We start from the raw sequence: 15,172 nt of genomic DNA, 5'->3' as shown, positions 1-15,172 counted from the left end.
TATCTGATCTGATATCGAACTAATATCTAATAAATTATTGAAATCTCTTCTCGGAGCCCTTCTGGGAAGCACAGTATCTCGAGTTCGGATCCCGAACTGGTCTCATCAGTCTACGGCGAGTTCGACCCCAGATTCGAGGCTGTCGAGCAGCATCACCTTCGGACACCTCTCCTCACAGTAGTAAAGAGACGCTCCGAGAAGAGATTAGCGGCGGCGCCGCTGACGAACTGAACGAAGTCCTCACACACGCTGAAGAGATTTCCAACAGCAACGAATACCAAGTATCGTCGAGATCATGCTCATCCTCGCAGCCCGTAACAAGGTCCTCCTCCACGACATCTCAAATGGGGAGAGGATACGGATATCGCTTCGAAAGCGACCTTCTAACGGGCCAAATCAGCACTCGAAGATGCTGGCCGCATCGAGACTGAAAAAGTCCCAATAAATATCGGTTGCCCCCGACTTCGCCTTATCGCAACCGAAAGCTCGCGACAGCAGACCTGAAAACACTCTCCACCGGGATCCAGTCTCTGCTGTAGCATCCGCCCCACGATAGCCCGACTATGGAGACGAAAATACGGTGCTCCTCCGACTCAAGCGTGAGATGAAGCAGTCAAAATCACTGCCTAGAGGGTTTGAAACGTATTCTATGACACGCAGTCACCAAATCAGTAGTACTTCAAAACTCGAATGCGAAAATTGCGATATGTACGATCTCACTGGCTTTCAGCGCGATCTGCTGTACGTAGTTGCCGGACGTGATGACCCCCACGGACTTGCGATCAAAGACGAGCTCGAGGACTACTACGAAAAGGAAATCCATCATGGGCGGCTCTATCCCAACCTCGACACGCTCGTTGAGAAGGGACTCATCGAAAAAAGCCAGCGGGACCGACGGACCAACGAGTACAGCACTACTCGCCGGGGCACGAGAGAGATCGAAGCTCGGACTGAATGGGAAGCCGGATATATTGACCACAACGGGTAATCGAACCGCTGCGTTCGAGGACTGTTTGACTCTAGTATTTCGCGTTCCTCAAAAGCCGAACCACACCTCGAACTCGACAAAAACATCCGACAGAGGAGTAACAACCATTTATCAATAAAAAGAAAATTTGATTATGATTGAGATCTAATTATGAACTATGAGCAAGTCAGAACAATCAAATGACTCTGAAAAAGAGATTGTCGCCGTCACTAAGCACGGCCAGGCGACCATCCCAAAACGGTTCCGCGAAAAGCTCGGGATCGAAGCGCCTGGGAAGGTGTTGTTCCGGGAAACCGAAGATGGAGAGGTGATCGTTGAACAGGTCCGCTCACCGAGCGAGATGCGCGGCTTTGCCGCCCGTAGCGAAGCGAGTACAGACAAGCCTGCGTCCGAGATTCTCAAAGAGAAACGCGACCAGGACCGGAATGAACGTGACTCGCAGTTCTCAACTGAAGAATAATGTCGGCTCCTGACCGCGTTGTCTTCGGCGCTGAGCCGCTGATAGCACACGCCGACGATGAACTAGGCAGCGAGGTTGTAGAAGAGTATCTCGACGCGGTCGCAGTCGAGGACACCGTCGGCTACGCCAGCTACGTGAATTTCGCTGAGATCCGGTACACAATCGCCCGAAAGTACGACCGCGACACAGCCGACGAGTATCTCGACTGGCTGACTAATCTCGGTATCAAAACGGTAGATGTCGCCGATACTTGGACGGACGCCTCGGAGTATACGCTCAAGTATAATCCTGCGCTTGGCGACTCGTTCGCGCTGGCAACGGCTGAACATGTTGACGCGACGCTCTTCGTTGGCGGTGACGACGATTATGATGACGTCTCCGATATCCCGATCGAACGGTTCCGCGACGGTTCCGCGTAGGCCCGTTCGAAGATCTGGCTTGTCTGTGACCTATAACTGTACCACGGGAAGCCTCGGGGCTTGACCCTGAGGCGGTTCACCGGTCCAACGATAGCGCCAAAAGATAATAACTCGTGTATACAGTTTGTATACACATGAGTACGTCAATCCGCGTCTCTGACGACACGAAGGAGATGCTAGAGAGCCTGAAACGGGATGACGAGACGTTCGACTAGCTGCTCGAACGCCTCGCTCAGACCGAGAATCCGATCAACATCGGTGCGTGGAGCCCGGAAGCCGCCGACCGCGCACGTGACGCCGTCAAGCGCTCGCGAGAGAGTTTTGAGCGGTGATCTTCCTCGATACCTCCGTCGTCATCGACATGCTCGAAGGCGTCCCGGACACCGTCAATTCGTCGAGGACCGCGGACAGCCCTACCTCACGTCCGCGCTCTGCGTCTTCGAGGTGCTCAACGGGAAAATCAGTGCTGGGACCACCGATGTCGTCGCGATCCGGCAGGATTTCGGTGGCGTTCAGTCGCTCGAACTCAACGACCAGATCGCCCTCGAAGCCACGCGGATACAAGACCAGTTGATGGATGACGGTGAGCGCATGGCTGCCCGCGATCTCCTCATCGCCGCGACAGCGCGCTCCACCGGTGCCGAACTCATCGTCGCCGATTTTGACTTCGAGACGAGACTTCTCACCGACTTGATGGACGTGACGAACCTCCGGACCCACGACTGACTGACGGCTCTTCTCCGGGCTCCTCGAGGTCGATATTTCACACGCCTTTCGCACCGGCAACAAGCAGCGCCGCAGTGGCCGGACCACCGCTCCCGAATGCGAATGCCGCAGTGAGCATCGTCGCGAGCAGGCCGCACGCCACGAGGACAGAGGCGGCGTGCTGCGGCGTCGCCGCGTTTGGGTCATGCTCCATCGCGCACTTCTCGCGCCGCGCGCGTCCCTACAGGTCGCTTCCGCCCTGTGTAGCGAAGGAAGCGGCGGCACCTGCCAGTGTCACCGCTCCTAGCGGTGGCATGTCACCGTCGAGATACAGCAGGTGCGCGAAAAGGTTACATTCGCAGATGTCGTCGAGCACATCCTTCTCGGGGGTGTCTAGGGCTCATGAGTTGGCACAAACAGGTGGTCATCGAAGACCCCTTACACATAGTGGGAATCGCTCAGTACAGATGACTCACGAATCGTTCAGTACAGAAGAGCTAGAGAACAGGTCTGGTGCTATAGAGTTTTTTTCATACAGGTAGCTGTTGAAGGGCAGATATCGTCGAATTCTGTAGTTTGCTGAATAGCCCTTGGAGCTGTACTTCGATCTATTTCCACGTATCCCAAGTCGACAAAGAAACTAGAAGCGTTTGTTGTCAACAGGTACAGCGTATCAACGCTGGCAGACTGCGCTTCCGTTTCCACAACCGCACAGAGTGCTGCTCCATATCCCTGGCCTCGCACAGCTTCTTCGACGACAACCGACCGTAGAAGACCGTCAGTCCCATACAATTCGATACCTACGACGCCTATCCGTTCGTCGCCGTCGTAGCCGATGTAGAAGCAGTCTGGCTTCGACCGTACGTCCTGAGACGGCAAGCCATTCGCTTCAAGTCTAGTTTCGACATAAGAGAGAGTGGCTTCGTCCGCTCGTTGGAGCCTGAGGGGTGCCCCAGTCATAATTCAGGAAGGTATCCGAAGCATTTGACATCCTCCTCCGCGTAAACGCGGAGGAATCCTGAGCGTTGGAGATTTCAGGTTTACAGTTCCACCGAACTCCGACACGGTGAGAATCCGTGTGGGGTTCACGGACTGTGACGGGTGGGACTGCTGGGAGTGCCAAGCCCCCGGTACTCCTATCCTCTATCGTGTTCGGACTCCCGGAGTTGTTTTTGCCTCGGGGAGTCCGGCAGACTTCGCTGGACTTGGAGTTACTTTCTGTGGTGCGTACAGCAGTCGGGCACTGTATCGGTTCATTATAAGAACCGACCGCTCACCCAACTGGTTCCGATTACTGTCTCATTGCTTGGGGCGGACAGGCCGCCATCGTAGGACTAACGGGAGTCGCTCTGTTCCCAGTCTGATTCCTATCTATACGTGGGATTGCCTGTCACTTTAAGATGCGGATTGCCAAATCTCAGTGTGGCTATTGTAGTGTAGATTGACTCCGAGTTGTCGGATTCATCCTGCGGCTGAAGCCGCAGGTATTCTCCTTGATCTATATAATATCTTCACTCATCGTCGGGTCGTTCAATGTTGCTCAGTTTCGACCGGTAATAGTGGTTGTATCGAATTGGGTTTGCTGGGGCGAGGCGACACCGGAGTCGCGTCTTATTTCACCAAACGTGCTGGCCACAGACCTTAGCTAGCAGATTCTGTTTGGAAATGAAAATAAGCATGAACGTGTGAAAACAAACCAACTAGCAAATGGGTGAACGCAGCTGGACATCGGTTGTTGATACCACGTTCAGAGAACTGGGAGAGTCTAGCGACTTTTTCCTTGGGCTCATACTGAATTTTGGACTCATTGTTGGAGTGGTCGTGTTTCAGTGGAACCTCGTTGAGATCGCACTGGTGTATCTCATCGAGGTAGCGATTATCCAGCTCTTCTTTTTTCCTATTGCGTTGTTTACTCCGAAACCAGTAGACGGTCGGGACGGAGACATGTGGGACACCGACCCGACCCCACGTCAGCTGATTGGCTTGTTTCCACCAGTATACTGCCGAAATATCAAATTTGTCTGGTCCAAAGTTGTTTTCAATGCCGTGATTGTCGGCGTTATAATCCGCTCTGTTGCCTCCAGATACAGTCTTGGTTCGGACCTACCCGCGTCAGTCGGCCTCGCGATCGCTGGCATCGTGCTGTTTCAGCTGAGCCGTGTTTGGCGGCACTTTGTTGCTGAGCAATCATACAAACAGAAATCACCGACAGACCCGCTGGCGTTTGTGTACGCCCCACTCACTGAATTGTACTTGATATTTGTATACGTACTCGCCCCCGTGACGTTGGTTTTAGCCGGTATCGCATTCACAATCGATAGCGACCTCAGCTCATTGCCTACATTACTGGTATATCTGATCCCAATGGGATTTATTCGGGCGTGGATAGGAAGCTTGGATCCTCAGACAGACGATTTTGAGGTGAGTTTTAATTGAAGAGTGCGGCCTTGTGGAACTCTTCAGCAATTGACATCCTCCCCGCGCTGAAGGGCGAGGATTCCCATGGCACCGCACCGCTGGGTTGGGATATTGTGGTTTACGACGTGACCTGTTCTTGAGGTACAAACGCACCAGTTTCTTTGTCAAACAAGAACGTCGATGGCTGTGCCAACCAGCCGTTACTCCTATCACCGCCATCCGTGGCAGGACTTGGAGATACTTTCTGCCGAATGTTCTCAGCACCGTTCACGTCCGCGTTCGCCACAGTCTCGCACTCATCGCAGACATACAGTCCGCGTTCAACACGGGTTGCGTCACGCTTCCGACCACGGCACGAACACGACTTCGAGGTATCCCGCTCAGACACTTGTTCAACCGTAATACCTTCCATTTCGGCTTTGTATTCGAGAAGGTCTGTGAAACGGTCGAACGCCCACGAGTGTAGATCAAGATTCCCGTGTATGCCCCAGTCCTTTGACTCGGCGTTCTCCTCATCCTCACGGATGCCAGAGAGATCTCCCACCACGATAGTTCCAACTTCCTCGTCAACACACCGCTGGGCGATACGTTTCGAGAGTGTGTGGAAGTAGTGGGTACGGCGAGCCGACTTCTTCTGGTTCAGCCCGGTGGCCTGATCGGAATTCGAGTCGTCACACAGAGCGATTCGCTTGCTGAAGTAGTAGTCGTCCTGTTTCAAGCAGTTCAGCGGGTACAGCTCGCTGTGACCGTCTTCATACGCGAGCGCGGCAAAGTTGTTAATACCGAGATCAACACCCACCGTCTTCTCACCGGGGGCTTCATCCACGTCGATCTCGACCTTACAGACGAAGTGTAGTTCCCAGTCGTCGCCCGTCCACACAATCTTAGCTTGTTGGACGTTCTCCACGGCGGAGAGGTCAACGTCGGGGCGAGTTTGGTACGTACACAGGACAAAATCCGACCAGTACTCTTTCAGGTTCGATCCTTTTGAGAGTCGGACGCGGTTGTACTGGGTATCGAGTTTGAAGCCAGCGGCTTTGAACGTGACTGTGGAACGCGGGTGTTCGTCGCCGTGTTTACGGTAGCCGGGCGGGTTCGCTCTCGTGTCTCCGTTACGTCGTTTGCCGTACCAGTCGTTGAACGCCTCAGCGAGTTCTTGAAGGACTCGCTGACTTGACTGCGAATACAGGTCATCATAGCGTTCGTGGGTTTTGAGGTACGTGGTGAGTTCGTTGTGGTTGGGAATGTGACCGATTTCATCCCAGATCCGACTACACGTCCACCGTCCGACGTTCCAGAGTTTCGAGGCGGCGAACCCGAGCGAATCAAGGTCGTCTTACACCCGAGACTGGTTCCGTATGGAAGCAGTATAGGTGCGGGTAACGACCTGTTTCGCTATACGTAACCTATGTAGACTAACTTGCTTGAAGCTATGTATTTGCTCAGCGTGGAATATCCAGCCGTGCCATCGAACGGTGGACTGTGACGGGTAGTGTCGGATTCATCCCCGCGCTAAAACGCGAGGCTTTCTCCTCAATTCTCCGTAACCGTACCACTGCGATTACCGTCGATACAATCTACGATGTCACCATCTCTTTTTTACTCTCTCGCAGTTGGGTGAACGCTTCTGCTAGGGTCGCAAGGATGAGTAGCGAAAACGGGAGTCCGACAACACCAGACAGCAGGATTCCTATTCCTTCCCCGGCAATGGCACCGACCACTAACGATGTCATGGCTGTTAACACACCTGAGATGAGCCCAATCCCAGCGACAACTACTAATAATAATCCGAACAGCCGCAGCCAATGACCGCGTGTTAGCTGCCAGCTATTCCGAAAACCGGCGATGAAGTTCTTGTCCTCTACCGCGACGTACACGAGCGTAAAGATGAACGCAACGTATGCGATGATTCCAGGAATAACAAAGAGCACTGACCCGACGAGCATGAGAACCGCGTATATGAGCCCCCCAACAAGCGAGTTCAGGAGGACCGGCACAATGTTTCGCGTGTAGTACTCTGACGGAATTTCCTGTGTATGACCGCCGACAAACGTTCGAATCGTGACAATCGTGAGCCATTGAAGCCCCAGCAACAGGAGAATAGCTGCGCTCACGGAAACAGCAAGCGGGGCGTCGATTGCCGGGAGAGCTACGTTCCCTGTCGGCGTACCTGACTGCTCAAGCCCCGTGACGACAGCACTATAAAACGGAATCTGCCACGCAGCCCCGATCAGCAAATATGCGACCAGCAACAGCAAGCCGTTACGATTCGCGACACGGCTGATTCCTCCCGCAAGCGATGAACCAATATTGAGTGTCACGCTAGATCCATCTCGTGTTGATGTGATACATTGTACTGACGCGTTTCACTATCTGAAACTCGGCGTTTCACGGAGGCGTGTTGGAACTTATCAGGTGCGAGACTTAGAGCCAGAATATGAAGTAGTAATTTAGCAACCAAGCGGAAGGACATCACCCTAACGGAGCGGTTCGAGGTTAAGAAGCGACGGATTTGTAGACTGGTCTTCCGATCAGGAATAGGCCTAAGATGCCGAATATAAGTGGTAGAGGGCTACTCTGTTTCTTAAGATACGATTTCGAGGGCGAGCCTTGTACGACATAGGCCGTGGTTGTCTCCCCGACATTGTACCGGTCAATTCTGTCTCCCGCGGCAGTCCTTGTGTCGGACGCTTTTGTTCCTATTCCCGGTCTGATGTTGTCGGAAGTGTATTCGGTTCCGTTGTACGTGTAGCTGTAAGTGACGTGGGGGGTGTACCTGTCCCCCCTTTTTGAGGAATCCATGGTGACTTCTTTGCTCTCTACCGTGGCTTCAATCTGTACCCCGGACGAGAGACTTTGTTGCTGAGAGTATCCCATGTATCCAGCAACTCCGAGCAGCACAATCCCCAGTATTATACTTATCAGAGACAGCTTCGACATATTGGCGATTGTTTAGACTATTGAATAGTAATTTCGACGTATTTCTCACTACGCAACACATACAGCTCTCATTAACCGCTGTTTCAGGCGAAAATATATCTGAAGAATGGGATTTCAACAGATCCTTTCTCCGTAATTTTACTACTGTGATGGCGTTATAGTGTACACTATGGAATCGGTGAGATGCCGACCCGAACCACAAGGGGCGGTGAACTGCGGAGGTTCACCCGGCAATGACACGGATTCCGATGGGGCGTTGTTGACCGCGCCACACCCGTATAAAGGAGAGAAAACGAGAGTTTCGCCCGTATGTTTGGGGGGTTCCCCATGAGGCGGGTTGAAACCAAAAGGCACTGACAGCCCGAATCCAGTGGACGGATTCCACGTCCTTCAGGGCGTGGAAGAGGTCAATAGCTAAGCAGCCACCCACCGGTTTGCGAGTACGTGCTTCTGAGCCTGAGACACGAGTAGCCGATTTATTATCGATGTATGCCATGGGCCCGTATGAGCAGTCCTGACTGGGCGGGACAAAGACTGTCGAGACGCAATCTGCTTGGTGCGTGTATCGCTGCCGGAACTGCCACTCTCGCAGGATGTACGTCCGGATCTCTCGAGGCTGAAACTACGGTTACCAGAGAGTATGACGGAACCGACATCTCAGAAATTAATGTCCAAGGCGTAAACGGTGACATTGCGATTCGTGATACACAGCGTGAGACGATCCAGCTCAACGGCACAAAGCGGGCAGCAAGCGAAGATGATCTAGAACGCATCACGCTACAAGCCGACCAATCCGACGATCGCCTGTCGCTCACCGTTGACACGGAGGATAGTGGCTTCCTTCCCTTCGGTTCGTCCCCGCTACAGATGGATCTGACACTGACCGTTCCTGAAGGATTACACCTTACTGCTGAGGGGATGAACGGTGATGTCGATATAGAAACTAGCGGGGCCGAGAGCGTCACTGCCGATACAACAAACGGTGATATCACACTTTTAGCATCTGAACTTGTTGAAGTCCAGACCGACACCACAAACGGTGATATCTCAATTACCCTGCCAGCAACCGCGGAGCCAGCAATATCGCTTGACACAACCAATGGCGACACCACAATCAACGGGTTCCAAGCAGATTTAACTGAGTCCGGGTCAGCGGTCGACCGGATGGTTGGAAACGGTACGCACCGTGTTACACCAACTACTACGAACGGTGATATTACTATCCGCGGTAGGGAGAGAAACGAATGATCAGGTGGTTCCAATCAAAGGACCTTGCGGTTCAATTGATAATCCTCGCAGTAGTTTTTGACCCGCTAGGATTTGCTAGCGGGTATTTGATTGCTCCCTCCTTGGAGATCGCTCCGCTCTATGGTGGAATAGCCGGCCTAATTGCCGGGAGTTCGGTGCTTTCTCTTCATGTGCTTTACACATCTATGAATAAATAAGTAAGATATCATTTGTGTCGAGTCAGTCAGTCGAGAACCCGGAGAGATCAGCCACGACAAACACGTAAACATCGACGCAATATCACGGGAACATATCTACCACGAGCAAATGATTCGCGATATGCGCGGTGTGCCCTCCACGGTACCGAACCGATCAGCTACAGATCTTGTGATCATCGGTACAAATCTGCTCCCTTTGGCTGGCATAGTCTATGGCGATTGGAATGTTTGGACTCTTTTGCTACTCTACTGGATTGAAGCATTTAGCACGGTCCTCTTCGGCGTGCTAAAGTCGTTGTTCGCAAAGCAAGGATCCCCCGATGTTGTCGGAGAACGAGAACCCCTTCATGAACTACGGCACAAACGAGGTGGCTGGCGCCCTCTCTCAACGCTTCCACCAATATATCCCCGCAATGTGCCCTTCGCATTGTCAATCCTCGGTATCTGGGCTTCTACCATACTGCCGATTACGATACTCTCCTGGGTGCTGGTTGAGACATCGATAGCGCTTTCTTGGGAGGTCGCTGTAAGTGTTGGTGCCCTCATAGTCGCACACGGCATCGAGTTTCACCGTGAGTATCTGGGAGCCAAGACATACAAGAATGTGTCCGCCCGTGAAATTCTACAACAACCGTCCCAGCTCACGCTTGGGGTGATGTTTTTGGGGATAATCGGCCTGTCAATGGGCCAATCAGCCGGAGTAACTGTACTTGGAGGATTTGTGATTGTTAAGACAATTCTCGCTGTATCGTGGGAATCTACCGGTCCAATAGCAAGCGCATTTCAAGAGCTCTTTGACCGACTCAGTGCTGACCGTGAGTTTAGTCGGTCACAACCAGAGCTAAGCCTCCCGGATGAGCCGGTTGAGGCGCGAGTGACAGTCAGCCCGCAATCTGTCCTACTTGGAAGCAGTACCACGATACTACTCACGGTGGTTAATCGCGGTGTCGCGCTGCTGCTGGCTGGTGTTGTCGCCGCAATAGTTACAGCGCGTTTTTTATGGGTCGGCATTGGCCTCACCGTGCTACTGGGAATTTTTATTATCCGCGCCGGGAGCTACTACTTCCGGTACGGCACTATTGAGTACCAACGGCGTGGTGAGATACTTGTCGCGTACGACACCGTACTTGATGCGCCACAGTGGCTGGTTCCGATTCACTCGCGAGCACGATTTGAAATCAAGAACGCCATTCCTGACCGCCTATTTGGTACCGGAACACTACAGATTTCAAACGTTGAGACAGCCCCGACAAACACAGTTCAGTTTGGTCCTGTCGCTGATCTTGACCACGCGACCGAGACACTTGATCTGCCGATCAGACACGAGGAACGCCCTGAGCAGGATCCCGCAGTCGTGGGTGCCGCACTCGTGTTGGCACTAGTTTTCCTTAGTGTTCCACTACTGCTGCTTGGCTCCCCTCAGGTGAGTGGCGCAGAAATGGCAGCTGTCATGGTGTTGATCGCACCGTTTTTTATGATTTTACTCAGCGTCCTCATATATGCGATGCTCGCTCGAATCTAAATGATCTGCGAGGGCAAGCTCATCGACCCACCGGGGTCGAAGAGAGGCCAAACACTCGACCCATGTTTTATATACTCAAGATACCGTTCAATCACTTCTCCCGACACCGCTCCCGTCGTTCCTGCGTAGCATCCGGTTGTAACCCCACAGAGCGGGAAATTGTATCAGCTGTTGAGAGTTTCAACAGAGCCGAAGGTGTCATAGAACGGTTCACACAGAATTATGTTTCACTCCAGCATTCGATGAACTGTCTGGTAAGTAGGGTTGTGGGGGTGTCATAGAACTCTTCTCACACCTCGTTGACTGACCTGTGGATCACTCAGTACAGAGGATTCATACACCAGAGTCGACCGACGCCTCCTTCATTTCTGTTAGGAACGCTTTGCGAGATACAGAGCGTGAGTTCAGCAATCAAACCGATTCCGCCTTACCGGGGAGCAGTAAATATAACCGTTAGATAACTGGTGGAGTTGTCCAAACAATTCGGTGGCGTCTGCGATGGATCAATTGCCCTGGATTGCATCGATAACCACTGTTGCCACCACAATCGGATCTATCGGAACCGAACTACTATCGCTGAGCTTGATCTCGTATTGGTCACGTATTGCGAAATCGCTCTCAATAGTACCAATAGAATTGCCGGCTGCATCAGCTATCTCGAAGTTGTGCCCGATAAATTGTCCCACTGGCAGGAACTTTCGAGCTATAGTGATAAGTCCACCACCCGAGGTGACTTTGGCGACAAGGGAGCCGTCCTGAGCATCGTGGATCCGCCAGGTGTCTTGGAAGAAAGAAAAGTCATTATCCAGAACGACGAGATCATCTCCAGTCTGGCTATCTGTTAGCAGGTAGTCACCAGCGATATCCAGCGTACCACTAGGCGCTATAGTCAGCAACTCATTATCGTCGTCATCAACGAAGGAAGTTTCCCCCTCGTACGTATTATAAGTACAGCGGAATATTGTCTGTCCAGTGATATTTCTGGCTTCATACTCAGGTCGAAAGTTCTTGTCCTGTCCTGTCTGTTCGACTGTATATTTGTTGCTAGATAGGCCAAGGCCAGTAATCTCGTATTGTTGTGGTGTTTCCATCTTCTGAATGTTGTCTCGACAACATATAAATCCGGGATATCCTACCCGAGGTGATGTGAGTCAACTCAATTCATTTCGCTCGTTTCCGGCGTTCTCTGTGGAAACAGTCCGCAAGACTCGCGCTCTGTACCTCACACGAGTCTTCAAACATTATCTCAAACTATCAAGAATCTCAGCGGTAAATTCGCAAGCGCGTTTTATCGGCTGATTCGGCTGTGAATTCACGAATCTCCATTTGGTAGGAGTCGGGAGGGCCCTGACCGGCAGCCTGCTGTTGTTCATATCGGGGGAATCAGTTCCTGCTCTGACGGCGCTCACTCTTACAGCAATCACTGGATTTTCTTTTACCGGATGGCCGAAAATCAAGGAGGAGGTTCCGGAGTAGCACGGTTCGTCAATTCACTGTATTTACCAGCGCAATAGAGTCAAGCAAGGTTTGAGAACAGTTGTATGACAGCCTCACAGAGCCGGCTAAGTCAAAAGTGTATGATAAGTAGACGAGTTCTAACTAGATTGTATTTATCGCTGCTGTTGCGGGCTGTGTAACACGGCCCCCAGCTATTTGCCAGAAAGAGAACGACTTCTGATATGGAACGAAAAGCGCTCGCAGCGCTCGGCTTACTGGCGCTAGTGGCGCTCGCAGGCTGCTCAGCAACAGGATCGTTGTCGATGGAGGCCGCGAACGACGCGGAGATAGCAGAAGCCGCCAGCCGGCCGGCCGTCGTGGACAGTCCGGCCCCCGACGACCGACGGGTGGTTCGAGAGGCGATCGAGAATGGCTCGGGGACAGCCACGGCTACTGATCCGCCGGTCCAACGGGGATTACCGCTCGCATACGAGGGCAGCTACTACGAGATCGACTGGAACGTCACCGGCACCGGGCCCGGGACCGCATTCGCTGTCGGCGTCGATCTCAACGGGACGGCGCCAGCCGACCAGACCGTCGGATTCGAGGAACTCTCAGAGCGTGACCGCCGACTGTTGGGTAATCTACTCACGGCTATGAGCGAGCGTGAGCCCCGGCTCAGTCCCGGCCCCGAAATCGCCATCCCAGAGGAGTACACAATGTCAGAAACCAACGAGAGCGTGTTGTTGTCCGGCGAGTACAGCGCCGTTCGGTACAATGGCACCGTCTACCCCTTCGTGCTGGAGGAACGCAGAGAAGAAACCCTGACTCGGTACCGTTACACCGTCGGTAGGGTCGCCGAAAGCACTAACGCGTACGCGCAGCAGCTTCGCGATGAGCATCTATTCAGACTGTCAGGGCTCTCGGAAGGCGAGCGGTCAGTAATGAACGAGGCGATCAACGGTGTCTATTACGCCGAGGGCACCGACGACGAGTCGTTCCAGTCGATAATGGACCAGTTCTCGGCGGAGTCGGCGATTGAGGCCGACAGCTACGATGGCACCTGGCTGGTGCGCTACGATGGGAAGGTGTACACCGCGGACCTTTCGTACGGCGGTTTCGACCAAGACGAGCGACCCATTACCGGGTAGTACCGGCTCTGCCTACCCAGATAGCCTACTACCCTGACGGCCTCGGGGTGTCGAGGCCACAACGGACATGTCTCCCGACCGCCATGGACCTCGCCGGTCTCAGCGTTGTCCATGTGAAACGGTCGCAATCGGGGGTCGGTCACCATGAGCCAGAGACGCCCGGGAACGATGCCCAGTACGAGACATTCGCCCGCAGCAATCACGGAATCTCAGACGAGCAGGACCTCGTCACGACGGCGTTCAGCTATATCGACGAACTCGACGGCGACGTGCTCGTGGGCTACAACGGGATCGACTTCGACATGGATTTTCTTGCCAAGCGATGCGCCCACTTCGATCTGGCGCCGTCACCACCAGCCCTCCAGACATCGGGCCAGCATATCAACCTCTTCACTGATCGAAAGGCAGCGTGTGGCGCAGGCGAAATGTGGCCCGCGCTTGAAGACTGTCTCGACAGTTACGGGTACCCGGTCCCGAAGACGACCTGAAACGGCGTCCCGCTCGATAATTCCCGCTTCGGCGACGAGTTTGGGCCAGCATTTCTAGACGTCGTCGCAACTGGTGATGAGCGAGTGATCAATGGGTATCGTGAGGTCCTTGGCCACTACCTGAAAACCGATCTTGAGGCCAACATTGCGCTCTACTACGCTGACCAAGGGCTCTCTTTTGACCCAGTTATGCTCGATGTGCTCGGAGAATGTACTACAGAACTGCCTTGAGAACCCTTTCGGAGGACGGTCTTTCCACAGTCGATCTGCGAAGAGACGAAACCGCTGGCATCGAGCTCGTGAACGCACTCAATGCTGGTGGGTACCCACCAATAAGTTTGGCAGGGCGAGTCTCCCACTCATCCACGCGGTACCACAGAACTCGCGGATCATCTGAAGACCGCCTCTCTTCACCGACTACCCCTGAGTCGGCTATCCCTCGACGGTCCTCGAGCATTACACACCGAGCAGCCCGCATTGAAGCTACGAAAACAGTCTGTGGGTTACGTGCTACCGTCTGAGGTGACACCCAAACGTGAGGCCTGTTTCACCCACGTTCCATTACCCACTCCCGTTCAACATCTTCACTCGACTCATCACTACTGTCAGGGTCGCTCTCGGTGTCAGCCAAGGCAGCAGTGCTACGATTGAACCCTCCAGACGGGTTAGTAATGTCCATCATCAACCGTGGGTACCAGCGGGAAGTCTCGGCTTGTAGCTGAACGTGTAATCGATCCGCTTCTGAGATGATATCCTCCCGCCATTCGCGGCGCCTCTGAAAGTTAGACTCGAACTCATGGAGGACTCCTTGGACTGGATTCCCCGCCTCCAGTTGCCGATGGAGGTGTTCAGCCCAAGAGTCATTCAGTCGGTCCCAGAAGTCGATGTTGAAATCCCGTTCCGCACCCGTTTCCTCGATCTGTGATCGGATCTCCTCACGGAGTTGTGCCGGTGAATCCCTAGAGAACAGGGCAGGCCCGCACAAGTGGATCCATTCGACATCCTGGATGTAATGGCCATCGAGATTATCCGCACGACACGCGTTTTCGCTCTTCAGTAGACTGGCGGAACCAGGAGCATTAGTGCCTCTGGCCCGGCAAAAACGGGTATGTATGAAGACCGTCCTGCCTTCGGCCAGAGGCTATCAGAACTTGCGGAACTTGGGGTAATAGAATTTCGGGCCGAGCCGCTCGACGCCA

The 15,172-nt window shown here is 53.4% G+C and carries 14 protein-coding genes and 2 pseudogenes; 11 read left to right on the top strand and 5 right to left on the bottom strand.

Translation table 11 applies throughout. The annotated features are described in order from the left end of the window. The first annotated feature begins 420 nt into the window (after positions 1-420). The 6 genes and pseudogenes from B9H04_RS19295 to B9H04_RS15380 all read left to right on the top strand — a co-directional run bounded on the left by B9H04_RS19295 (position 421) and on the right by B9H04_RS15380 (position 2,593). Positions 421-504: a hypothetical protein gene (locus B9H04_RS19295; RefSeq protein ID WP_303645068.1), complete on the top strand. Its 84-nt coding sequence runs from the start codon at positions 421-423 to the stop codon at positions 502-504. Between the two features lie 202 nt (positions 505-706). After that, on the top strand, positions 707-988 hold the full coding sequence (locus B9H04_RS15400) for a helix-turn-helix transcriptional regulator (RefSeq protein ID WP_049933163.1): 282 nt from the start codon (positions 707-709) through the stop codon (positions 986-988). A 157-nt stretch (positions 989-1,145) separates the two neighbouring features. Next, positions 1,146-1,448 carry an AbrB/MazE/SpoVT family DNA-binding domain-containing protein gene (locus tag B9H04_RS15395; protein WP_049933162.1) on the top strand — a complete coding sequence of 101 codons (303 nt, stop codon included), beginning with the start codon at positions 1,146-1,148 and terminating at the stop codon, positions 1,446-1,448. Further along, the gene (locus B9H04_RS15390) at positions 1,448-1,867 is read left to right on the top strand and encodes a PIN domain-containing protein (RefSeq protein ID WP_049933161.1); all 420 of its coding nucleotides are present in this window, start codon (positions 1,448-1,450) and stop codon (positions 1,865-1,867) included. Before B9H04_RS15395 ends, B9H04_RS15390 begins: the two co-directional genes overlap by 1 nt. Before the next feature lie 134 nt (positions 1,868-2,001). Next, a pseudogene (locus B9H04_RS19660) lies at positions 2,002-2,199 on the top strand (DUF7557 family protein). Next, positions 2,159-2,593, top strand: a complete 435-nt coding sequence (locus B9H04_RS15380; protein ID WP_241988273.1) for a PIN domain-containing protein — start codon at positions 2,159-2,161, stop codon at positions 2,591-2,593. The pseudogene B9H04_RS19660 and the gene B9H04_RS15380 overlap by 41 nt, the downstream one beginning before the upstream one ends. A gap of 495 nt (positions 2,594-3,088) precedes the next feature. Here B9H04_RS15380 and arsN2 read toward each other — a convergent pair whose 3' ends face one another. Then, positions 3,089-3,532 carry an arsenic resistance N-acetyltransferase ArsN2 gene (gene arsN2 / locus B9H04_RS15375; protein WP_080508672.1) on the bottom strand — a complete coding sequence of 148 codons (444 nt, stop codon included), beginning with the start codon at positions 3,530-3,532 and terminating at the stop codon, positions 3,089-3,091. 747 nt (positions 3,533-4,279) lie between these two features. On the opposite strand from arsN2, the gene B9H04_RS15370 reads away from it, so the two are divergent. Then, positions 4,280-5,008: a DUF6498-containing protein gene (locus tag B9H04_RS15370; protein ID WP_049933346.1), complete on the top strand. Its 729-nt coding sequence runs from the start codon at positions 4,280-4,282 to the stop codon at positions 5,006-5,008. A 100-nt stretch (positions 5,009-5,108) separates the two neighbouring features. On the opposite strand, the pseudogene B9H04_RS15365 reads toward B9H04_RS15370, so the two are convergent. From B9H04_RS15365 to B9H04_RS15355, 3 genes and pseudogenes are all read right to left on the bottom strand, one after another. Further along, positions 5,109-6,389: pseudogene (locus B9H04_RS15365) on the bottom strand (RNA-guided endonuclease InsQ/TnpB family protein). Positions 6,390-6,567: 178 nt separating this feature from the next. Then, complete coding sequence (locus B9H04_RS15360; protein ID WP_248648712.1) at positions 6,568-7,311, bottom strand: hypothetical protein; 744 nt, start codon at positions 7,309-7,311, stop codon at positions 6,568-6,570. 175 nt (positions 7,312-7,486) lie between these two features. Continuing rightward, positions 7,487-7,930, bottom strand: a complete 444-nt coding sequence (locus tag B9H04_RS15355) for a DUF3592 domain-containing protein (protein WP_080508728.1) — start codon at positions 7,928-7,930, stop codon at positions 7,487-7,489. Positions 7,931-8,434: 504 nt separating this feature from the next. Between B9H04_RS15355 and B9H04_RS15350 the strand changes: the two genes are divergently transcribed. Further along, the gene (locus B9H04_RS15350; protein WP_162141839.1) at positions 8,435-9,178 is read left to right on the top strand and encodes a DUF4097 family beta strand repeat-containing protein; all 744 of its coding nucleotides are present in this window, start codon (positions 8,435-8,437) and stop codon (positions 9,176-9,178) included. 327 nt (positions 9,179-9,505) lie between these two features. After that, positions 9,506-10,897 carry a DUF6498-containing protein gene (locus B9H04_RS19290; RefSeq protein WP_248648711.1) on the top strand — a complete coding sequence of 464 codons (1,392 nt, stop codon included), beginning with the start codon at positions 9,506-9,508 and terminating at the stop codon, positions 10,895-10,897. 503 nt (positions 10,898-11,400) lie between these two features. On the opposite strand, the gene B9H04_RS15335 is transcribed toward B9H04_RS19290, so the two are convergent. Then, positions 11,401-11,988 (bottom strand): LURP-one-related/scramblase family protein, encoded by a 588-nt coding sequence (locus tag B9H04_RS15335; RefSeq protein ID WP_049933343.1) that lies wholly within the window; start codon positions 11,986-11,988, stop codon positions 11,401-11,403. A gap of 588 nt (positions 11,989-12,576) precedes the next feature. Here B9H04_RS15335 and B9H04_RS15330 point away from each other — a divergent pair. Further along, complete coding sequence (locus B9H04_RS15330; RefSeq protein ID WP_248648710.1) at positions 12,577-13,485, top strand: hypothetical protein; 909 nt, start codon at positions 12,577-12,579, stop codon at positions 13,483-13,485. A gap of 83 nt (positions 13,486-13,568) precedes the next feature. Beyond that, a complete protein-coding gene (locus B9H04_RS15325) occupies positions 13,569-13,973 on the top strand; it encodes a 3'-5' exonuclease (RefSeq protein ID WP_049933341.1) in 405 nt (134 codons plus the stop codon). The last annotated feature ends 1,199 nt before the right edge of the window (positions 13,974-15,172 follow it).

It is taken from the genome of Halorubrum ezzemoulense DSM 17463, from assembly GCF_002114285.1.
GTDB lineage: Archaea > Halobacteriota > Halobacteria > Halobacteriales > Haloferacaceae > Halorubrum > Halorubrum ezzemoulense.
This window is presented reverse-complemented; position numbering and strand designations above follow the sequence as displayed.